Below are 20,030 nucleotides of genomic sequence, written 5' to 3' on the forward strand. Positions count from 1 at the left end.
CAGGCGCCTGGCCGGTCAGCGGCTGCGCGCCGGCGGCGGCCCCGTCGTCGCCCGCCGCACGAGCCGCGTCGGCAGCTGCACGTGCATCGCCTCGGGCCCGGTGCCGGACATCAGCGACATGAGGAGATCGACCGCGGTCGTGCCGAGGCGCTGCATCGGCTGGCGGATCGTGGTGAGCGCCGGGGTCATCTGCGACGCCTCGGGGATGTCGTCGAAGCCGATGACGGAGAGGTCCTCGGGCACGCGGATCCCGAGCTCGGCCGCCACCTGCAGGATCGCGATGCCCGAGAGGTCGTTGGCGGCGAAGATCGCGGTCGGCCGGTCCGGCATCGACAGCAGGGCGCGCGCCGGCTCCCGCGCCGCCGCGGTGAGGAAGAGGCCCGCGCGCACGAGCGCCGGGTCGAACGCGATGCCGGCGTCCTGGAGGGCTCGTCGGTAGCCGGCCTCGCGCAGGCTCGCGGAGCGGAGGTCGGGGCGGCCGGCCAGGAAGCCGATCCGCCGGTGCCCGAGCTCGAGCAGGTGCCGGGTCGCCTGGAGCGCGCCGCCGAGGCTGTCGGACTCGACGCTCGGCAGGTCGGCGGGGCCGGTGTGCGGGTCGATGGACACGACGGGGATGTCGGTCTGCGCGGTCACGACCGTCGGCGTCACCATGATCGCGCCGTCGATGAGGGTGCCGCTCAGTCGGCTGAGCGACCGGCGCTCCCAGCCCGTGTTGTCCACCTGCCGGGAGCCGCTGTAGGCCAGGAGGTCGTAGCGCGAGCTCCGGAGGGCCGCGCCCACGCCCTTGAGGATCTCGGCGCTGAACGGCTCGAAGCCCGCCACCAGCACGCCGATCACGCCGGTGCGGTGGGAGCGCATGCTGCTCGCGACGAGGCTCGACTCGTAGCCGAGGCGCTCGACGACCTCCATCACGCGGCGCGACGTCTCGACCGAGATCCCGTAGCGCCCGTTCACCGCCTTGGACACGGTGGACACCGAGACGCCGGCGGCGGAGGCGACGTCGTGGATGGTGGCGCGGCGGGACATGGACTGGACCCTACGCCCGGAGAAAAGGATTTCGAAAACGTTTGACGAAGATCGGAGCGCGACCGAGACTGGCCCGACCGGCCCCCGTCACGACGAAGCGACGACGCGACGACGCGACAGAGGGCCCGGACCGAGTCGCACCCCACAGCACCAGGCACGCGGCTCGTGCACGTCCCCGCCCCGACACCCGCCAGGGTGCGCTCAATGAAGAGACAGGTAGAACGACATGAAGGCACGGAAGATCCTCACGGGATCCGCGGCCCTGCTCGTGGGGGCCCTCGCCCTCACCGGCTGCAGCGGCAGCGGATCCGGCAGCGGCGACGACGGCGGCCCCGTCGAGATGACGCTGTGGCACAACTCCACCACCGGCCCGGGCAAGGCGTTCTGGGACAAGACGACCGCGGACTTCAACGCCGCGCACCCGGGTGTCACGGTCACGCCCACGTCGATCCAGAACGAGGACCTCGACGGCAAGCTCCAGACCGCGCTCAACTCGGGCGACGCGCCCGACATCTTCCTGCAGCGCGGTGGCGGCAAGCTCGCCGCCACGGTCGCGGCGGGACAGGTCATGGACATCACCGACGGCATCTCCGCCGACGTGAAGGGCCAGATCGCGCAGAGCGCGTTCGACGCGAACTCGATCGACGGCAAGGCGTACGCCATGCCCGTCGCCGTGCTCCCCAGCGGCATCTTCTACAGCCAGGACCTCTTCACGGCGGCCGGCATCACGGAGACGCCGAAGACCATGGACGAGCTGGACGCGGCCGTCGAGAAGCTCAAGGCCACGGGCGTCGCCCCCATCGCGCTCGGCGCGAAGGACGCGTGGCCCGCCGCGCACTGGTACTTCAACTTCGCGCTCCGCGAGTGCAGCTCCGCCACGCTCGAGAAGGCCGCCACGGACAAGGACTTCAGCGACGACTGCTGGATCAAGGCGGGCCAGGACGTCGAGGACCTCGTGGGCACGAACCCCTTCAACGACGGCTTCCTCACCACCGCGGCGCAGCAGGGCGCCGGCTCCTCCGCCGGCCTCATCGCCAACAAGAAGGCGGCCATGGAGCTCATGGGGGCCTGGGACCCGGGAGTCATCGCGGGCCTGACCCCGGACACCAAGCCGCTGGCCGACCTGTCCTGGTTCCCCTTCCCGGAGATCTCCGGCGGCGCGGGCGAGCCCGGCTCCATCATGGGCGGCATCGACGGGTACTCCTGCTCCGCGCAGGCCCCGAAGGCGTGCGTCGACTTCCTCAACTACATCGGCACCGCCGACGTGCAGAAGGAGTACTACGCGGCCTTCAACGCCCCGCCCGTGAACACCGAGGCGCAGACCGCGGTCACCGAGCCGTACCTGAAGGAGATCATCGCGGCCTACAACGACGCCCCCTACGTCTCCCAGTGGCTCGACACCGTCTACGGCCTGAACGTCGGCAACGCGATGAACGTCGGCGTGGTCGACCTCATGGCGGGCGACGGCAGCCCGGAGAAGCTCATCCAGACCGTCGGCGACGCGGCCAAGAAGGCCTAGGCGACCCGACATGGCTATCCGCGAGAGCTCGCTCGACGAGCAGCGTCCCGCGGCTGATCCTGCACACCCCGAGGGCGGCGTCGCGACGACGCCGCCCTCGGCGGTCCGTGCGCGACGCCGCGGCCTCGGCTGGTCCGGTCGCCTCGAGGTCCTGATCCTCGTCGGCCCGGCCCTCCTCTTCTTCCTGGGCTTCGTCATCTACCCCGTGGTGATGGCGGCCTACTACGGCTTCTTCAGCTGGCAGGGCTTCGGCCCGCCCACGGTGTTCGTGGGCTTCCGGAACTACATCACGATCCTCCAGGACCCCACGTTCCACGAGGCGCTGATGCACAACGCCGTCATCGTGGTGCTGTCGCTCGTGCTCCAGGGCCCGGTCGCGATCCTCGTGGCGCTCCTGCTCAACCGGAAGCTGCGCGGCCAGTCGATCATCCGCGTGCTGATCTTCGTGCCGTACGTGATCTCCGAGGTCGTCGTCGGCACCGGCTGGAGCCTCATGCTCCAGGGCTCCGGCGCGCTCAACGGCTTCCTCGCGAACATCGGCCTGGCCGACCTCCAGCAGGACTGGCTGGCCAACCCGGACATCGCGATCTGGTCGCTCATGACGATCATCACGTGGAAGTACATCGGCTTCGCGGTGATCCTCTTCCTCGCCGGCCTCCAGGGCATCCCCGAGGAGCTCAGCGAGGCGGCCGCCATCGACGGCGCGTCGTACTGGCAGATCCAGCGGCGCATCACGCTGCCGCTGCTCGCGCCGACGCTGCGCATCTGGGCGTTCCTGTCGATCATCGGCTCGCTGCAGCTGTTCGACCTCGTCTACATCATCTGGGGCCAGTACATCTCGGCCACCGCGGGCACCTCGACCATGGCCACGTACCTCGTGGCCAACGGGCGCGGATCCGGCAACTACGGGTACGGCAACGCCGTCGCCGTGGTGCTGTTCCTCATCTCCCTGGTCGTCGCGCTGATCTACCAGCGGTTCGTCCTCAACCGCGACACCGCCGGCGCCCTCACGGGTGCGGGAAGGAAGAAGAAGTGACCGCCGTCACCGCGGCTCCGCGCAACGCGGACCTGGATCCCACCTACTCGGCGAAGGCGCCGAAGCCCAAGCGGGCGAAGACTCCCGGCCAGGGGAACAACCCGATCCCCTACCTCGTCGCGGTCGTGCTGATCGCCCTGATGCTGACGCCGGTGGCGTACATCATCCTGGGCGGGTTCCGCACGAACGCGCAGATCACGACCGACCCGGCGGGATTCCCGTCGCCGTTCCAGATCCAGAACTACCTCGACGTGCTCGGGGGCTCGATGTTCTGGCGCCAGGTGGGCAACTCGCTCATCGCGGCCATCGGCACCACGGTCGGCGCGGTCGTGCTCGGCCTCATGGCGAGCTACGTGCTGGCGCGCTACACGTTCTTCGGCCGGGGGGCGCTCTACGCGCTGTTCGCGTCGGGGCTCATGTTCCCCATCACGGTGGCCATCACGCCGCTGTACATCGTGATCCGCTCGCTGGGCCTCACCAACTCGCTGCCGGGGATCATCCTCCCGCAGATCGCGTTCGCGCTCCCGACGACGATCATCATCCTGGTGCCGTTCCTGCGGGCCATCCCGGACGAGATCCAGGAGGCCGCGTTCATCGACGGGTGCAGCCGCATCGGGTTCTTCTTCCGCATGGTCGTGCGGCTGTCGATGCCCGGCGTCATCACGGTGGGCATCCTCGCGTTCATCGGCAGCTGGAACAGCTACCTGCTGCCGCTGTTCCTCCTGAGCGACGCGTCGATCTACACGCTGCCGCTCGGCGTGCAGTCGTTCTCCTCGCAGTACTCGGTGGACACGGCCAAGGTGCTCGCGTTCACGTCGCTGTCGATGATCCCGGCGCTGATCTTCTTCTCGATCTTCGAGCGCCGCATCGTCGGCGGCCTCACCGGCGCGGTGAAGGGGTGACCGGGGCGGAGGCCCCTGCGCCCGGCGCCGTGGAGCTCCCCGAGGTCTCGGAGCGCGTGCGCGAGCTGCACGCGCGCATGACCCTCCAGGAGAAGCTCGCGCAGATCGTCGGCTACTGGGTCGACCAGGGCGGCGAGGTCGTCGCGCCCATGCAGGGCGAGATGGCCACGACCGGCAGGTACGAGGAGGCGACCGAGCACGGCCTCGGGCACCTCACCCGCGTGTACGGCACGCGGCCGGTGGATCCGGTCGAGCGCGCGTCCTGGCTGTGGGCCGAGCAGAGGCGGCTGCGGACGGAGACGCGGCTCGGGATCCCGGCGCTCGTGCACGAGGAGTGCCTCACCGGGCTCGCCGCGTGGCAGGCCGCGACCTTCCCCACGCCGCTCGCGTGGGGCGCGTCCTTCGACCCGGGTCTCGTGGAGGAGATGGCCGCGCTCATCGGTGGGTCCATGAGGGAGCTCGGCGTGCACCAGGGCCTCGCGCCCGTGCTCGACGTGATCCGCGACGCCCGCTGGGGCCGCGTCGACGAGTGCATCGCGGAGGACCCGTACGTGGTCGGCACCATCGGCACGGCGTACGTCCGCGGGCTGCAGTCGGCCGGGATCCACGCCACGCTCAAGCACTTCGTCGGCTACTCGGTCTCGCAGTCGGGTCGCAACCACGCGCCCGCGCACGTGGGCCCGCGATTCGTGGAGGACGTGCTGCTGCCGCCCTTCGAGATGGCGGTGCTCGACGGCGGGGTGCGCTCGGTCATGAACTCCTACGCGGAGATCGACGGCGCGCCCGTCGGCGCCACCCCCGAGTACCTGACCGACGTGCTCCGCGGCCGCTGGGGCTTCGACGGCGTCGTGGTCTCCGACTACTTCTCCGTCGCGTTCCTCCAGGTGATGCACGCCGTCGCGGGCGACCGCGGCGAGGCGGCCGAGCTCGCGCTCGCCGCCGGCATCGACGTGGAGCTGCCCACCGGCGACGCGTACCTCGCGCCGCTGGCGGAGCGGATCCGCGCCGGGCTCGCCGACGAGTCGCTCGTCGACCGCGCGGTGCTCCGCGTGCTCGCCGAGAAGGAGGAGCTGGGGCTGCTCGACGCGACCTTCGAAGCGCCGCCCACGAGCATCGACCTCGACACCCCGGCCCACCGGGACGTCGCGCGTCGCCTCGCGGAGGAGTCCGTGGTGCTGCTCGCGAACGACGGCACCCTGCCGCTCGCGTCGGCCGACCGGCCCGCGCCGCGCCGCATCGCGCTGATCGGCCCCAACGCCGACAGCGCCGAGGCGCTCATGGGCTGCTACTCGTTCGCCAACCACGTGCTCGCGCACCACCCGGGCACCCCGCTCGGGTTCGCGATCCCGACCGTGGCCGAGGCGCTGCGCGTCGAGCTGCCCGACAGCGAGCTGGTGCTCGTCGCCGGCGCCGAGGTGGAGGGCGACGACCGCTCCGGCTTCGACGCCGCCGTCGACGAGGCCTGCCGCGCCGACCTCGCGGTCGTGGTGGTCGGCGACCGGGCGGGCCTGTTCGGCCGCGGCACGGTCGGCGAGGGCAACGACGTCGAGAGCCTCGACCTGCCGGGCGTGCAGCGCGAGCTGGTGGAGGCGATCCAGGCCACCGGGACCCCCGTGGTCATGGTGCTGCTCACCGGCCGGCCGTACGCGGTGGCGTGGGCGATCGAGGGCGAGTCCGCCCCCGCGGCCGTGCTGCAGGCGTTCTTCCCGGGCGAGGAGGGCGGATCCGCGATCGCGGGCGTGCTCTCCGGCCGGGTGTCGCCGTCCGGCCGACTCCCGGTGTCGCTCCCGCGCTCCGCGGGCGCGCAGCCGTTCTCGTACCTGCACCCGATCCTGGGTGGCCCGTCGGAGGTGACGAGCGCCGATCCGACGCCCGTGCTGCCGTTCGGGCACGGACTCTCGTACACGTCGTTCGCGCGCACCGGCCTCGCGGTCGCGGCGTCCGAGGTGCGGGCGGGGGAGTCGTTCACGGCGACCGTCGAGGTGCGCAACACGGGCGACCGCGACGGCACCGACGTGGTGCAGCTGTACGCCCGCGACGTGCAGGGCAGCGTGACGCGGCCCGTCGCGCAGCTGCTCGGCTACCTGCGGCTGGACCTCACCGCCGGCGAGTCCGCGCGCGTCCGGTTCGAGGTGCCCACCACCCGCCTCGCCTTCACCGACCCGCGGTACCGCCGCATCGTCGAGCCGGGCGCGGTGGAGCTGTGGGTGGGGCCGTCGAGCGCCGTGCGGGAGACGGAGGCGGCGATCGAGATCGCCGGACCCGTGCACCACGTCACGATCGCGGACGAGCGGTACGTGCGCACGTCGGTGGAGCCGGTCGGCGCGTCCGCGGGCGCGCCGGCCGTCCCGGAGCGGGTGCTCGAGCCGAGCTGATCCGGCCGACTCCGGCCCGCAGCGCGGAGCCCAGGCGCCACGTCCTCGCGACGCGGCGACCGGGGCTCCGTCGTGCGGCCGGCCCGACGCCCGGACGTGGATCGCCCGGTCGCGGGTCGTCCGGTCGCGGGTCGTCCGGTCGCGGGTCGCCCGGTCAGCCGCGCGCGAGGTGGTCGCGCACGCCCTCGGGCTCGCGGCCGAGGAGCTCGGCCAGGAGCGGGTCCGTGCCCGCGAGGAAGCCGCCGGCAGCCGCGAGCGGGAGCCCCAGGAGGAAGCGCGCGACGGGGGCGGGCGTGCCGACGGCGACCAGCCCGGCGATCCAGTCCTCGGCATCCACGACCTCGAGGCGCACCGGGCGGCCCGCGACGTCGGACGCCAGCTCCGCCACCTCGGCCATGGTCGGCGCCGCGCTCGCGGTGAGGGTGACCGGACCGTCGGCGGGCGCGTCCTGGAGCAGGATCCGCGCGGCGCCCTCCGCGGCGTCGGCGCGCGACGTCCAGGAGACGGGGCCGTCGGCGGGGACGCGGATCACGCCGGTCTCGCGCCAGGCGCCCAGCAGCAGGTCGATGCTGTGCAGGTAGAAGCCGTTGCGGAGCGCCGTCCACGGGATGCCGGAGGCCGCGAGGATCCCCTCGGTGGCGGCGTGGTCGCGGGCCGGGGCGAAGGGCGAGTCGGGGGCGGCGCCCTGGTGGCTCGTGTAGAGGATCCGTCCCACGCCCGCCTCCGTCGCGGCCTCGACGGCGGCGCGGTGCAGCGCGACGGCGTCGGCGCCCGGATCGCTGGCGGAGACGAGGAGCAGCCGGTCGGCGCCCGCGAAGGCGGTGGGGAGCGATGCCGCGTCGGCATAGTCGCCGCGGCGCACCTCCACGCCGCGGTCGGCGAACGACCGCGCGCTCGCGGGGTCGCGTGCGACGACGGCGATGCCCGCCGCGGGGACGGTCCGCAGCAGGTGCTCGGCGGTGGCGCCGTTGAGGGCGCCGGTGGCTCCGGTGATGACGATCATGTGCGTGCCTCTCGTTCGTCTCGTGTTATCGGTGGTAACGATCGAAAGGTAGCACGGGAACTACCGCGCTAACACCCGTGCGTTATCGTCGGTCCATGACCACCGACGCTCCCGCACCCGACGAGGCCGCCGCCGACCCGCGCGCGGGCACGCGCGACCGCATCGTCGACGTGGCCGCCGACCTCCTCCGCGCATCCGGCCGGGCGGCCGTCACCACCCGCGCCGTCTCCGAGGCCGCGGGCGTGCAGGCCCCCACCATCTACCGGCTGTTCGGCGACAAGGAGGGGCTCCTCGACGCGGTCGCGGAGCGGGAGATGACCCGGTTCAGCGCCGCCAAGGCGGAGGCCGTGCGCGCCGCCGCGGCGGGCGCGGCCGACGCCGTCGACGACCTCCGCGCGGGCTGGGACGCGACGATCGCGTTCGGGCTCGCCAACCCCGACCTCTACGCCCTCATGAGCGACCCGGCCCGGGGACCCGGCTCCCCGGCCGTGCGCGCGGGCGTGGCCCTCCTCGAGGAGCGCGTGCACCGGGTCGCGCTCGCGGGACGCCTGCGCGTCGCCGAGCCCGTCGCGGTCGACCTCCTCCACGCGGCCGCGACGGGTGCGCTGCTGTCCACGATCCGCCGCCCGGCCGCCGACCGCGACCGGGTCCTGGTCGACGTGATGCGGGAGGCCGTGCTCGAGCGCATCCTCACGCCCCCGCCGGGAGGCCGCGCCCGCCGCGAGCCCGGCCTCGTCGAGCGCGCCGTCGCGCTGCGTGCCCACGTGGCCGACGCCGACCGGCTCAGCACGGGCGAGCGGACGCTCCTCGCGGAGTGGCTCGACCGGATCGCGGCGGCCCGCTGATCCACCGCCACGCGGCGCGAGCGCCCCGGCGGACCGCCCTCAGGCCCCCGCCGCCTCCACCGGCGCCGTCGTCAGCGCCTGCAGGCCCGTGACCCGGAGCAGGTCCAGCCGCGCCTCGTCCGCGCTGCCCGGCTCGGCCGTGTAGACGACGATGCGCAGGTCGCTGCCCGGCACGGAGAGGGTGTCGCAGTCGATCGTGATGGGGCCGACGGGCGTGCTCGTCACGGTCTTCCGGCTCGACCGGTGCTCGGCGACGCGGGCCTCGCTCCAGCGGCGCGCGAACTCCGGCACCTCGGCGCGCAGCCGGGCCACGAGCCGCGCGAGCGCGCGGTCCGCCGGGTAGCGGCCCACCGCCGTGCGCAGGTCCGCGGTGAGGTCGCGCGCGAACTCCTCCTCGTGCACGGCGTCGAAGTCGGTACCCGCGTGGCCCTGGGTGAAGTAGGTCCAGACGAGGTTGCGGTCCCAGCCGGTGCGCGTCGACGGATCCCCGTTCAGCGCCGCCCACAGCGGGTTCCACAGGAGCAGGTCGTGCGTGGCGGTGAAGACCGCGAGCGGCACGTCGCCCAGCCGGTCGACGATGCGGTGCACCCCCGGCGTGATGTGCCGCGGCACCTCCCCCCGACCGGGTGGGGCGACGCCCGCGACCCGGTGCAGGTGGTCGCGCTCGTCCTCGGTGAGGCGGAGCGCGCGGGCGAGGGCACCGAGCATCTGCGGCGACGGGTTCACCGACCGGCCCTGCTCGAGCCGCACCACGTAGTCGACGCTCACGCCGGCCAGCGCGGCGAGCTCCTCGCGGCGGAGGCCCGCGGTGCGGCGGTGGGATCCCGCGGGCAGGCCCACGTCGGCCGGCTGCACGCGCTCGCGCCAGGAGCGGAGGACGCTCGCGAATTCGGTCATGCCCCCATCCTCCGCGTCGGCGGGCGGATCAGCCTGGTACCGCCGGTCCTCCCGTCGACCGGTGTCTGGGCGATGCGGCGACCGGGGCGCAGGCTCGACCCATGACCACCACACTGATCACCGGATCCAACCGGGGCCTCGGCCTCGAGACCGCCCGCCGCCTCGTCGAGGCCGGCCACACCGTCCACGCAGGCATGCGCGACACCGCAGACGGCGACGCCGCCCGCGCTCTCGGCGCCCACCCCGTGCAGCTCGACGTCGACGACCAGGCGAGCGTCGACCGTGCGATGTCGGAGCTGCCGGAGCTGGACGTGCTCGTCAACAACGCCGGCATCCTCGGCACCGCGCAGGGCGTCGACGACCTCACGCCCGAGGCGATGCTGGCGGTGCTGCAGACGAACGTCGTCGCCGTGGTGCGGGTGACGCAGGCGGCGCTCCCGCTGCTGCGGGCGTCCGACGCCCCGGTGATCGTCAACGTCGCCTCGGGCGTCGGCTGGCCGCGCGCCCTCCGCGGCGAGGACACCGACGAGCGCCACGTGCTGACTGTGCCGTACGCGACCTCGAAGGCCGCCCTCATCACCGCGACCGTGCAGTACGCCAAGAACCTGCCGGGCTTCCGGGTCAACGCCACCGACCCCGGGTACACCGCGACCGACTTCAACGGCAACAGCGGGCACCAGACGGTGACCGAGGGCACGGACGCCACCGTCGCGATGGCGCTCGTCGGACCCGATGGGCCGACGGGCGAGTTCCACAGCCGGCACGGGCGCATCGAGTACTGAGGCGGGGGCTCCGGCTCGCGACGGACCCGCCTCCCGCGGTCGCGCCGCTGCCGGGTAGCGTCGGACCGTGACCTGGCCCGCGCTGCACATCACCCGATCCGTCGACGCCGACGTGGCGTCCGTCGTCGCCGTCGCGGGGGATCCCTCGCGGCTGCCCGAGTGGGCGGCGGGCGTCAGCTCGGGGATCCGGCTCGAGGGCGGACGCTGGCTGTCGGACTCGCCGATGGGCGCGATCGAGATCGCCTTCACGGGCCCGCGCGAGCTCGGGATCCTCGACCACGACGTGACGCTCCCCGACGGCACCGTGGTCCGGAACCCGCTGCGCGTGCTCCCGAACGACGGCGGCAGCGAGGTCGTGTTCACGCTCTTCCAGCGCCCGGGCGTGACCGACGAGGAGCTCGCCGCCGACGCCGCCCTCGTCGCCGCGGACCTCGACCGGCTCGCGGCGCTGGTCGTCCGCGCCTAGGCCTCTCGCCCGCTGGCCTTCGCCGCCACCGTCGACGCATGTCGTCCGCCTTGCTGCCTCGAAGGATCGCATGGCCCGGCTCGACTAGCAGGACTCGACCGCCGGCTACTAGCGCCGGTTAGAGGATGAGTCGGTCCTGGAAGGTTTTGACGGCCTCTACTCAAGGAAGGCTATATGTATATTGATTATTTGTGAGTCTTTTTTCCCTTAATCTAGGCTAGCGTTCTTTTCTCTGATCGCGATCGGGGTAGCGCGGTTATCGCGCGTGAGATGCAAACTGATATCGAAACGTTGCCGGCCTGAACCATATACGCCGGTGTGCCACCGATCGACCGCGCAACACCATGAGGTTGGTGTGCGGGCTGCATCTCGACGTATCGAGGAGTACCGCACTGGCTGCAATTGTGCAATAGTTGTCAGATTCGTATATTTAGGAGCTAAAATGCCCGGCGCTTTGACCCCAGCGAGACTTGAAATCATGGGCCTGTTTGGCCACATAGATCACAATATTGAGTTTTCGAAGGCCGGAGTAAGTATTCTCGCAGGCCCAAATGGTTGCGGAAAGACGCACGCGTTGCGCATCTTGCGGGCGACGTTGGCCTTAGATTTCCATGAGTTGCTCGCTCTACCGTTCAAGTCAGCAGTCCTCCAGCTCCAAGATAATTCGCATATTTCCTTACTTAAAGAGTCTACAAAAACAGAAGAACTTGTGCGAATATCTCGAAGTGACCACAATAATAATCACCTCGGAGCAACTCGAGCATCGACTCAACACTTTGATCCGTCGGCGGCGCAGGAGTTGCCTCCGTGGCTTCATCCCCTCGACGACGACTTATGGATGGACGAGCGTACGGATCGCATTTCCACGACCCGGGACATCGAGCGCCGCTTAGGAATACGAGTCCCAAATAGAAATGCGCGCGCAATGTTGATTCATACAAACCCCTGGCTGGAGGACCTCCGCTCTGTTCCTGAGTCAGTCTTCATTGACACAAAACGACTCGACACTATGCCGTCTCTTCGAGATGACGATTCCTACCTACCGCCCAGTCGTAGAAATCTTAAGGGGGCTGCCGCCAGAATCAGTCAATACACGGACCGAGTGCGGGTACAGATTCACGAGGCAAAGAATAAGTCTCTTGAGGCGTCGCAGTCGGCTGATGAGCGCTTTGCCTTTAATCTCATGAACATGGCACACGAAACGGTGAAGCAAGGATACATTGAAGCCGAATATGCGCGACTCGCGCAACTAAACGCTGCTTTGAGTCAGAACGGCTTGTCGGGAAAGCCGATCGACGTCAAGTTGCGCCCGAAAATGAACCCTACCGAGAAGAGGGTCCTGAATCTTTTCTTACGGGATTGGGTAAAAAAGCTTGAGCCGCTCTTGCCGATTCATGAGAGACTCACCATCCTTACAAGGATCATAAACGATAAGTTCCACGATAAGCACATGACCGTTGAGAACGACGGTGAACTCCGATTCCAGCGCGATGGTGTAACGATTCCCGTCTCGCGTCTTTCGTCGGGGGAGCAGCATCTCCTCGCTCTATTTTCTCAGCTACTCTTTGCGGCATCCCGGGGTTCGACCGTTCTTATTGATGAGCCTGAGATCAGCCTTCATGCAGCCTGGAAGCACTCGTTTGTTGCGGACATTGAGGAAGTGGCGGCCATCTCTGGTCTATCAATTGTGATGGCGACGCACTCTACAGCCGTTATAAATGGACGCTGGGAAATCGTATCCGAACTTGGCTTGGGGGAGTATTAATGACGCAGTCGCTCCGAGATCTCGATTACTTACCGGACCGAATTCGCCATAGCCGACAGTCGGACCGACGCGGAGTGGTTGTCGTGGAGGGTCCCTCCGACCAGCGCCTCCTAGACAGGGTTGCAGGAAAGCGTTGGGCCACTTTCCCTGCCGGCACTCGCGATGAAGTGGTTGTCGTAGTGGCTCAAACTATCGAACTTGGAGTCGTGCGCGTAGCTGGCTTAATCGACCGTGATTTTGATGACCTTGCTGAGCGATCTTCCAGGGAAGGCATGCCTGTTGTCTCATTTAACGAGGCAGACCTAGAGGCAGAGCTAGTTCGTGCGGAGTATTTTGACGATGTAATCAAGGAATTAGCAAGTCCGACAAAACTCGCGGCGAACGGCGGCGTCGAAGAGCTCAGGCGTTTGGCCATAACGTTTGCCATGCTCGTAGGGTTAGTTCGCCGGCAAAATGCTCTTCGGGGATGGGGTATTAACTTTAATAGCGTCGAGCTGCATCAGCGAATTGATACTAAAAACTTGGCCTTAAAGCTCAGCGGCTTTTGTGCGGTCGCGAGCCAAGCGTCTGGAGGAACGGTTACGGCCTCAGAACTTAAGGCTATTGTAGAAACCGAGATCGCATATCCTCCGGAAGCGGGCGCGTTTCGGGGAAAAGATGCATTAATCCTCGTCCAAGTCGCACTCAAGCGCAAATGGGGCGATAAGCGCATTGAGGATTGGGACGTGCTGCCGGCGATGCTCCGCGTCAGTATCGACGGGCGAATACTAACTTATGCCCCCTTTGTGTCTATTGAAGAGCTTGTGGCTGAAGATGACGCGTGACACCGGCCAATAAGTAATTTTCCTCATTTTCACTAGGAGGCACCATTGTCCCCGAACGCGATGCACTGTGTTCAGCCGGTAATACGAGCACGACCGCGGTCAGCACGATGAGCGGCGGCACGGCGAACCCGAGCGCGATCAGCGGGTGCTCCGTCCCGAGCGCCGGCCAGTCCATGTCCTCCCACCGGTCGGCGAGGAGCAGCAGCACCGCCATCACGACGAGCTCCGTCGCCAGCACCCCGATGGTGATGCGCGTCGCCGACCTCATGCCGTCCCCTGCCGTGTGCCGAGCCGCCACCCTCGCATGGTTCCTGCACCCGGGGAAGGCGCGCGCCCCCGCCGGGCCCCGCGCCACACTGGATCCATGAGCACCGCCGCCGACGCCCTCGCCCGCCTCGTCGAGGGGATCGACCGCGAGCGGCTCGGCGCGTACGGCGCGGTCGTGCGGATCGGCGACGACGATGCCGCGCACCGCTGGCGCAGCGACGACCGCGAGAACCTGTACTCGGTGTCCAAGGGCGTGTGCGCGCTGGCCGTCGGCATCGCGGTGGACGAGGGGATCCTCCATCTCGGCACCCGCGTGCCCGAGCTGCTGCCCGACCTCGACCTCGGCGCGGGCGTCGGCGAGGTCACCGTCGAGCACCTCCTCACCATGACGAGCGGCGTCGACTTCGCCTGGTTCGGCGACGAGCCCGTGCCCGGCCCCGACCTCGCGCAGGCGATGCTCGGCCGCCCGAGCCGCGGCCGAGTCTTCCAGTACAGCGACGCCAGCCCCTACGTCGCCATGCGGATGCTCGCCGCGGCCGTCGGTGACGTGCGCGACTGGCTCCTCCCGCGCCTCTTCGAACCGCTCGGCATCGACGACCCTCAGTGGCACCGCTGCCCGCTCGGCTTCATCGTGGGCGGCAGCGGCCTCGAGCTCCGCACCGGCGAGCTCGCGCGCATCGGCCGACTGCTGCGCGACCGCGGCGCGTGGGACGGCCGGCAGCTCGTGAGCGCGGAATGGATCGACCGGATGCACGGATCCTGGGTCGGCACCGGCGCCGATCCCACCACCCCCTTCGCCCGCTACGGCCTCGCGACCTGGGACGGCCCGGGCGACGCCTGGCGCCTCGACGGCCGCTACGGCCAGTACGTGCTGGTCGACGGATCCCGCGACGCGGTCGTCACCATCACCGCCCACGAGGAGGAGCGGGACCATCGGCTCGCGGAGCTGGCGGTGGCGGCCGTCGCGGAGGCCGCGCCCGTCGGCGGCTGACCTGCTGGCCGCCGCCGCGACGTCAGTCGACGGGCGCCGTCAGCGGATCCGGCTCCCGCCGCGTCCGCCCCGCGTCGGACACCACCGCGAATCCCTCGCGCGCCCAGCACTCGAACCCGCCGATCAGCTCCTGCACGCGCGTGTAGCCGAGCGTCGCGAGGGTGAGGGCCTCGCGCGTGCTGCCGTTGCAGCCGGGGCCCCAGCAGTAGACGACGACCCGCGCGTCCCGGTCGGGCAGCTCGGCTGCGGCTCGCGCGGCGAGCTCCACGCCGAGGATGTGGACGGCACCCGGGATCCGCCCCTGCGCCCACGAGGCGCCCGAGCGCACGTCGACCACGAGCGGCGCGGCACCGTTCGCGCGGTCGGCGGCGAGGTCGGCCGGGTCGGTCTCGTACGTCAGCTTGGCGGCGAAGAAGTCGGTCGCGGAGAGGCTCGTGTGCATGCCTCCATCGAAGCGCCGGGGCCGGGGACGAGGAAGGGGCGTCGCGCGGCATCGGGGCCGTCGCGCCGCGGATCGCCCGGTAGCTTCGGCGCCATGCCGACGAATCCGCCGCTGACCCTCGATGCCACCGATCACGCGATCATCGCCGAGCTCCAGGGCGACGGCCGGATGAGCGTGGCGCAGCTCGGCCGCGCGGTCTCGGCGCATTGATAACTTTATCAGCGCATGAATGGCTTGATAAAGTTATCAGCATGCGCGATTCGACGGACAACCCCTTCAGCCCCGGCTCCGACACGGTCCCCGAGGTCTGGGCCGGCCGCACGGAGCAGCTCGGCGACTGGCGCGACGTCGTGCGCCCGCGCATCTCCAGGGGGCTCCCCGAGCGGGGCCGCACGATCCTCGGTGAGCCGGGGCTCGGCAAGTCGTCGCTGGTGCGACGCATCGCGCAGACCGCTGCTCGAGCCGGGGACTGGGTCACGCCGCAGCTGCGCATCCCGCTCGGCGCCGACCCGTTGAAGGCGGTGGCGACGGCGGTGCTCGAGCTGGCCGACACCGCGGGCCTGGCCGCCGCGCGGGAGAGGCGGATCAAGGACGCCATCAGCCGCGTGGAGACCGTGGCGGTCCACGGCATCTCGCTCACGCTGGGTGGGTCGGCGGCTGGCTCCGGGCCGGAGCCCTACGCGGCGCTGACCGAGCTGGTCGTCGAGGTGGGGCGCGCGGCGATGCGCCATGACCATGTCGCCCTCATCCACGTGGACGAGGTGCAGAACATCACCGACGAGAGCACGCTCTCCCAGCTCCTCATCGCTCTCGGCGACGCCAACACCCACGAGGAGGCGGTCACTCTGCCAGGTGGCGCGAAGGTCGCGAGGTCCCTGCCCATCGCGGTCTACCTGACCGGCCTACCCGACTTCGAGGACCGGGCCGGAGCGCACAAGGGGGCGACCTTCGCACGGCGCTTCAGGACCACCGTCCTCGCGGCGATCGACGACGACGACATCCGCGCCGCGCTGCAGGACTTCGTCGTACCGGGATGGGAAGTGCCCGACGGGCGCGGCGGCACGCGACGGATCCGGATGGAGGCGGATGCCGCTTCCGCCATCGTCGACGTCTGCCGGGGAGAGCCCTTCCTGTTCCAGCTGGCCGGAGAGCGGGCCTGGTACGCGGGCGCGGGCGCGGTCATCACGCGCGAGCACGTCCTCAGCGGCTGGCGGGGCGCCGAGCGGGAGGCGACCGCGCACGTGGAGCGGATCCTCGACCGGTTGCCCGATCGGGAGCGCGCGTTCGTCGAGGCGATGGCTGGACTCCCCGCCGAGGATAGGACGCTCACCCGCATCGCCGCGGAGGCGGGTCACGCCAAGGCCACCGAGGCGGGCACCACCGCGCGGCGTCTCGACACGGTGCGGGGGATCATCCATCGCGGCACGGCGTACGGCTTCCGGCACCGGGCGATCGAGGCGTACCTCACGAGCGGGTGGCCGCGGATCGGCTGAGTCCTCCGGTCCTCATCACGTGCTGCCGGTGTGCCGTCGTCAGTCGGGAATCCACCCGCTGAGCGCCACCACCTCCGCCGCGATCTCCGCGACCGTCCGCCCGTCGGTCGCGACGCGGTGCACCGCGTCGGCGGAACCCGCCTCCAGTCGCGGCGCCGCCGCCGCGCTCCGCGCGATCGCATCCGCCAGCCCCGACCCGATCTCGCGGCTGGCGAGCCGAGCGGCCGCCGTGGCGTCGTCCGCCGTGAGCAGCACGCCGACCGCCTCCACCTCGCCGCCGAGCGCCGCCGTGAGAGCTGGCAGCTCGAGCACGCTGACGGTGTTCGTGTAGATCACGCGCGTCCAGCCCGCCTCGCGGTAGTTGCGCCATATGGCCGCCAGGTTCCGCTCCGCCAGCGGGATGCCCTGCCGCCACGGCTCCGGGTGCGCCTGGTCGAGCGCGTCGCCCTCGATGAGGGCGTGGGCGACGTCGGCCGCCGCGAGGATCCGCGACACCTCTGCCGCCACCGTCGTCTTGCCGACGCCCGAGCGCCCGCCGAGGAAGAGCGCCTTCGTGGGGGATCCCGAGTCCATCCCGCCAGCGTCGCACGGGCCGGGACGGACGCGCCGCCGCCCGCGTTGACACGTCCCCCGCGCCCCCGCGAGAATGGACCCGCGTTGCTCTTACAACGTTGTAACGGCTCGGATCCACCCGGCTAGCCCGGCGTCGATCGGCCCCGCTCCCGATGAAGTGAAGGACCACTCCATGACCGACGCCCCCTCGACCACCGACGCCTTCCCGTCGGCCGACGCCCGCATCGCCATCGACCGCACCGCCGTCGTCGCCCCGGTCAACCGCCGCACCTTCGGCTCGTTCGTCGAGCACCTCGGCCGCTGCGTCTACGACGGCATCTACGAGCCCGGCCACCCCACCGCGAACGCGGACGGCTTCCGCCTCGACGTGGTCGACCTCGTCAAGGAGCTCGGCTCGAGCACCATCCGCTACCCCGGCGGCAACTTCGTCTCCGGCTACCGCTGGGAGGACGGCGTCGGCCCGCGCGCCGAGCGCCCGAAGCGCCTCGACCTCGCCTGGCACTCGCTCGAGACCAACGAGGTCGGCCTCGACGAGTTCGCGCGCTGGTGCGAGCTCACCGGCAGCGAGCTGATGATGGCCGTCAACCTCGGCACGCGCGGCGTGCTGGAGGCCCTCGACATCCTCGAGTACTCGAACCACCCGGGTGGCACCGCCCTCTCCGACCAGCGCATCGCCAACGGATCCCCCGAGCCCCACAACGTGAAGATGTGGTGCCTCGGCAACGAGATGGACGGCCCGTGGCAGGTCGGCCACATGACCGCCGACGACTACGGCAAGCTCGCGAACCGCACCGCCGGCGCCATGAAGATGGTGGATCCCACGCTCGAGCTCGTCGCGTGCGGCAGCAGCGGATCCGGCATGCCGACCTTCGGCGAGTGGGAGCGCACCGTGCTCGAGCACGCGTACGACAACGTCGACTTCATCTCGGCCCACGCCTACTACCAGGAGCGCAAGGGCGACCTCGGCAGCTTCCTCGCCTCCTCGCTCGACATGGAGTACTTCATCCGCACGGTCGTCGCGTCGGCCGACCAGGTCAAGTACCGCCGCAAGAGCGACAAGACCATCAACATCTCCTTCGACGAGTGGAACGTCTGGTACCTCGACGAGCACCAGGAGTCCGGCGTCATCACCGAGGGCTGGCCCTACGCGCCGCACCTGCTCGAGGACGTCTACTCGGTCGCGGACGCGGTGGTGCTCGGCAACCTCATGATCACGCTGCTCAAGCACAGCGACCGCGTCACGTCGGCCAGCCTCGCGCAGCTCGTGAACGTGATCGCGCCGATCATGACGGAGACCGGCGGCGGCGCATGGCGCCAGACCACGTTCTTCCCGTTCTCGGTCACGAGCCGGCTCGCGCAGGGCGAGGTGCTGCGTCCGCGGATCGACGTGAGCACGTACGAGACCGAGGTGCACGGCACCGCGCCGCTCGTCGACTCCGTCGCGACCTTCGACGAGGCCACCGGCCGTGCCGCGGTCTTCCTCGTGAACCGCAGCCTGTCGGACGCGCTCACCATCGAGGTCGACGTCGCCGGCCTCGCCGTCTCCGAGGTGCTCGAGGCCGTCGGGATCCACGACGAGGACGTCTACGCGAAGAACACCTTCGAGGACCGCGAGCGCGTGGGCCTGACCGAGAACGCGTCGGCGACGCTCGCCGACGGCACCCTCACGATCACGCTGCCGCCCGTGTCGTGGACGGCCGTGTCGCTCGGCTAGTCGCACCTCTCTCCACCACGCGCCCGTCGCGCCGCACCCGCGGCCGGCGGGCGTCGTGCGTGGGGCCTCAGCCCCGCGGATCCGACCGCAGCAGCGCCATGACGATCACGTCGACGGCCTCTCCGTCGAAGCGGAAGGCGCCGCGGAGGCGGCCCTCCTCCACGAAGCCCGCGCGCTCGTAGACGCGGCGGGCGCGCGGGTTGAAGTCCATGACCTCGAGGGAGATCCGCTCGAGGTCGGTCGCGGCGAACGCGTGGTCGACCAGCATCCGCACGGCCTCCGAGCCTAGGCCGCGGTCGCGGCCGGCGGGACCGATGAGGATGCGGAGGTTGGCGCTCCGGTCCTCGGGGCTCCACTCGTTGATCACGGCCTCGCCCACGCACGCGTCCGTCGCGCGGTCGACGAGGGCGAGGTCGAGGCGGTCGGGCTGGTCGGCGCGCGTCGCGTACCAGGTGCGGGTGCGGTCGTCGAGCGTCGTCCGCGCGGCCATCTCCGCGACCTCGGCGCCCGTGTGCGCGGATCCGGTGAGGCGGATCACGTCGGGGTCGGCGAGCACGGGGCCCATGGCGTCGACGTCGGCGGGGGAGAAGGGGCGCAGGATCACGCGCTCGCCCTCGAGGCGCGGGACGGCGGGGAACAGGCGGGGCTCGGCGCTCATGGATCCATCGTGCCGTGCGGTGGAGGCCGCCGTCGCCGCGCGCGGGTCAGCGCCCGTCGCGGCCGCGGTAGAGCGTCATGAGCGTCGCCGAGATGCGGCCGCCCGGGCCGAGCTTGTGGCCGTTGGCCTCGAGCCAGGCGCGGGCGGCGGCGCGCTCGCCGGTGGGGGCGGCGCCGACGCCGGCGGCACGGGCCGGCTCGTCGCGGATCGGCGTGATCGTCACGGTCGTGCGCCGCCCTGCCGCGACGTACGGCGCGAGCGCGGCGCGGAGGGCACGTGCACCGGCGGGGTCGAGGTTGATCTCGTGGACGATGCCGTCGAGGCCGAAGCACACCGCCTCGGTCGCGCTGTCCGTGGTGTCGTCGCGCGGATCCACGTCGTCGGTCATGCCGTCTCCTCGAGCTCTCGATTCCCCTCCGGCAGCCTAGGTCGCCGCGACGACATCGCATCGG

21 protein-coding genes are annotated in these 20,030 nt (G+C 70.5%); 13 read left to right on the forward strand and 8 right to left on the reverse strand.

The features are described from left to right. Nucleotides 1-15: 15 nt before the first annotated feature. Nucleotides 16-1,026: a LacI family DNA-binding transcriptional regulator gene (locus tag K0V08_RS12525; RefSeq protein ID WP_079531088.1), complete on the reverse strand. Its 1,011-nt coding sequence runs from the start codon at nucleotides 1,024-1,026 to the stop codon at nucleotides 16-18. A 226-nt stretch (nucleotides 1,027-1,252) separates the two neighbouring features. Here K0V08_RS12525 and K0V08_RS12530 point away from each other — a divergent pair, with 226 nt between their 5' ends. Genes K0V08_RS12530 through K0V08_RS12545 form a run of 4 tightly spaced genes read left to right on the forward strand, consistent with a single transcriptional unit; the run spans nucleotide 1,253 to nucleotide 6,858 of the window. Next, nucleotides 1,253-2,545 (forward strand): extracellular solute-binding protein, encoded by a 1,293-nt coding sequence (locus tag K0V08_RS12530; protein WP_079531091.1) that lies wholly within the window; start codon nucleotides 1,253-1,255, stop codon nucleotides 2,543-2,545. Nucleotides 2,546-2,555: 10 nt separating this feature from the next. Continuing rightward, complete coding sequence (locus K0V08_RS12535; RefSeq protein ID WP_011931517.1) at nucleotides 2,556-3,581, forward strand: carbohydrate ABC transporter permease; 1,026 nt, start codon at nucleotides 2,556-2,558, stop codon at nucleotides 3,579-3,581. Beyond that, nucleotides 3,578-4,483: a carbohydrate ABC transporter permease gene (locus K0V08_RS12540; protein ID WP_079531094.1), complete on the forward strand. Its 906-nt coding sequence runs from the start codon at nucleotides 3,578-3,580 to the stop codon at nucleotides 4,481-4,483. The genes K0V08_RS12535 and K0V08_RS12540 overlap by 4 nt, the downstream gene beginning before the upstream one ends. Beyond that, nucleotides 4,480-6,858 (forward strand): beta-xylosidase/alpha-l-arabinosidase, encoded by a 2,379-nt coding sequence (locus K0V08_RS12545; RefSeq protein WP_079531097.1) that lies wholly within the window; start codon nucleotides 4,480-4,482, stop codon nucleotides 6,856-6,858. Before K0V08_RS12540 ends, K0V08_RS12545 begins: the two co-directional genes overlap by 4 nt. 154 nt (nucleotides 6,859-7,012) lie before the next feature. Here K0V08_RS12545 and K0V08_RS12550 read toward each other — a convergent pair whose 3' ends face one another. Continuing rightward, entirely contained in the window at nucleotides 7,013-7,861 is an 849-nt protein-coding gene (locus K0V08_RS12550; protein ID WP_011931520.1) for an SDR family oxidoreductase, read from the reverse strand. Between the two features lie 95 nt (nucleotides 7,862-7,956). On the opposite strand from K0V08_RS12550, the gene K0V08_RS12555 reads away from it, so the two are divergent. Further along, nucleotides 7,957-8,706 carry a TetR/AcrR family transcriptional regulator gene (locus K0V08_RS12555; RefSeq protein ID WP_011931521.1) on the forward strand — a complete coding sequence of 250 codons (750 nt, stop codon included), beginning with the start codon at nucleotides 7,957-7,959 and terminating at the stop codon, nucleotides 8,704-8,706. 39 nt (nucleotides 8,707-8,745) lie between these two features. Here K0V08_RS12555 and K0V08_RS12560 read toward each other — a convergent pair whose 3' ends face one another. Further along, a complete protein-coding gene (locus K0V08_RS12560; RefSeq protein ID WP_079531099.1) occupies nucleotides 8,746-9,603 on the reverse strand; it encodes a helix-turn-helix transcriptional regulator in 858 nt (285 codons plus the stop codon). Nucleotides 9,604-9,704: 101 nt separating this feature from the next. Here K0V08_RS12560 and K0V08_RS12565 point away from each other — a divergent pair, with 101 nt between their 5' ends. From K0V08_RS12565 to K0V08_RS12580, 4 genes are all read left to right on the forward strand, one after another. Then, entirely contained in the window at nucleotides 9,705-10,385 is a 681-nt protein-coding gene (locus K0V08_RS12565) for an SDR family NAD(P)-dependent oxidoreductase (RefSeq protein WP_079531102.1), read from the forward strand. Nucleotides 10,386-10,452: 67 nt separating this feature from the next. Then, nucleotides 10,453-10,851 (forward strand): polyketide cyclase, encoded by a 399-nt coding sequence (locus K0V08_RS12570; protein ID WP_079531104.1) that lies wholly within the window; start codon nucleotides 10,453-10,455, stop codon nucleotides 10,849-10,851. A 442-nt stretch (nucleotides 10,852-11,293) separates the two neighbouring features. After that, on the forward strand, nucleotides 11,294-12,616 hold the full coding sequence (locus K0V08_RS12575; protein WP_079531106.1) for an AAA family ATPase: 1,323 nt from the start codon (nucleotides 11,294-11,296) through the stop codon (nucleotides 12,614-12,616). Nucleotides 12,617-12,795: 179 nt separating this feature from the next. Next, nucleotides 12,796-13,440, forward strand: a complete 645-nt coding sequence (locus K0V08_RS12580; protein ID WP_128516960.1) for a hypothetical protein — start codon at nucleotides 12,796-12,798, stop codon at nucleotides 13,438-13,440. On the opposite strand, the gene K0V08_RS12585 is transcribed toward K0V08_RS12580, so the two are convergent. After that, on the reverse strand, nucleotides 13,406-13,708 hold the full coding sequence (locus K0V08_RS12585; RefSeq protein WP_128516959.1) for a hypothetical protein: 303 nt from the start codon (nucleotides 13,706-13,708) through the stop codon (nucleotides 13,406-13,408). The two genes, K0V08_RS12580 and K0V08_RS12585, sit on opposite strands and share 35 nt — an antisense overlap. A gap of 96 nt (nucleotides 13,709-13,804) precedes the next feature. On the opposite strand from K0V08_RS12585, the gene K0V08_RS12590 reads away from it, so the two are divergent. After that, entirely contained in the window at nucleotides 13,805-14,698 is an 894-nt protein-coding gene (locus K0V08_RS12590; RefSeq protein ID WP_079531112.1) for a serine hydrolase domain-containing protein, read from the forward strand. A gap of 22 nt (nucleotides 14,699-14,720) precedes the next feature. On the opposite strand, the gene K0V08_RS12595 is transcribed toward K0V08_RS12590, so the two are convergent. Then, nucleotides 14,721-15,140, reverse strand: coding sequence for a rhodanese-like domain-containing protein (locus K0V08_RS12595; RefSeq protein WP_079531114.1), 420 nt, complete (start codon nucleotides 15,138-15,140; stop codon nucleotides 14,721-14,723). 93 nt (nucleotides 15,141-15,233) lie between these two features. Between K0V08_RS12595 and K0V08_RS12600 the strand changes: the two genes are divergently transcribed. Together K0V08_RS12600 and K0V08_RS12605 are read left to right on the forward strand one after the other, a co-directional pair. Then, nucleotides 15,234-15,350 (forward strand): AsnC family protein, encoded by a 117-nt coding sequence (locus tag K0V08_RS12600; protein WP_128516958.1) that lies wholly within the window; start codon nucleotides 15,234-15,236, stop codon nucleotides 15,348-15,350. A 41-nt stretch (nucleotides 15,351-15,391) separates the two neighbouring features. Next, entirely contained in the window at nucleotides 15,392-16,633 is a 1,242-nt protein-coding gene (locus K0V08_RS12605) for an ATP-binding protein (protein WP_079531117.1), read from the forward strand. 39 nt (nucleotides 16,634-16,672) lie between these two features. On the opposite strand, the gene K0V08_RS12610 is transcribed toward K0V08_RS12605, so the two are convergent. Beyond that, nucleotides 16,673-17,206 (reverse strand): nucleoside/nucleotide kinase family protein, encoded by a 534-nt coding sequence (locus K0V08_RS12610; RefSeq protein WP_079531120.1) that lies wholly within the window; start codon nucleotides 17,204-17,206, stop codon nucleotides 16,673-16,675. A 172-nt stretch (nucleotides 17,207-17,378) separates the two neighbouring features. Here K0V08_RS12610 and arfA point away from each other — a divergent pair, with 172 nt between their 5' ends. Beyond that, the gene (arfA, locus tag K0V08_RS12615; RefSeq protein ID WP_079531123.1) at nucleotides 17,379-18,920 is read left to right on the forward strand and encodes an arabinosylfuranosidase ArfA; all 1,542 of its coding nucleotides are present in this window, start codon (nucleotides 17,379-17,381) and stop codon (nucleotides 18,918-18,920) included. 67 nt (nucleotides 18,921-18,987) lie between these two features. Here the strand turns inward: arfA and K0V08_RS12620 are convergent, their stop codons facing one another. Next, nucleotides 18,988-19,578: a GNAT family N-acetyltransferase gene (locus tag K0V08_RS12620; protein WP_079531126.1), complete on the reverse strand. Its 591-nt coding sequence runs from the start codon at nucleotides 19,576-19,578 to the stop codon at nucleotides 18,988-18,990. 46 nt (nucleotides 19,579-19,624) lie between these two features. Further along, the gene (locus K0V08_RS12625; RefSeq protein WP_079531128.1) at nucleotides 19,625-19,966 is read right to left on the reverse strand and encodes an Lsr2 dimerization domain-containing protein; all 342 of its coding nucleotides are present in this window, start codon (nucleotides 19,964-19,966) and stop codon (nucleotides 19,625-19,627) included. Between the last annotated feature and the right edge of the window lie 64 nt (nucleotides 19,967-20,030).

The sequence above is a fragment of the Clavibacter michiganensis genome (assembly GCF_021216655.1).
GTDB classification, from domain to species: domain Bacteria; phylum Actinomycetota; class Actinomycetes; order Actinomycetales; family Microbacteriaceae; genus Clavibacter; species Clavibacter michiganensis.